Origin of the sequence: Vibrio neptunius, from assembly GCF_000967495.1 — a bacterium.
GTDB lineage: Bacteria > Pseudomonadota > Gammaproteobacteria > Enterobacterales > Vibrionaceae > Vibrio > Vibrio neptunius.
Window position 1 is genome coordinate 1 of record NZ_JXXU01000165.1, and the last position, 315, is coordinate 315.

Annotated in this window: 1 protein-coding gene; it reads left to right on the forward strand. The window is 40.0% G+C overall.

Annotated elements, in window-relative coordinates; translation table 11 throughout:
- On the forward strand, window positions 1-315 hold a 315-nt coding region (locus TW84_RS24995; protein WP_045978050.1), incomplete at both ends, for a hypothetical protein.

The window sequence follows — 315 nt, forward strand, 5'->3', positions numbered from 1 at the left end:
AGATGTGGGGAGTGTCGAGTTAGAGTTCCCAAGTGATAAAAAACCACCAAGAGGGCGTTTTTTAACTTATCACTCCCGTTTGTCGCCTAGCTTGCAAGGGCATTGGGTCTATTTTTATATCAATGATTACCGATATTTGCTCTCTTCATTTAATCGTGGATGTAGCGTTAGTGTGCATGATGTCTCTTCAATTAAAAGCGTGAGATTATTTCTAGAGCGCTGTGAAAAACAATCAAAATTGAAAGTAGATAGACGCAGAACGGGGCTGCTTCTTGATGAAGCTGAAGTGTATGAAAAATTCCCAGAACAATCTCA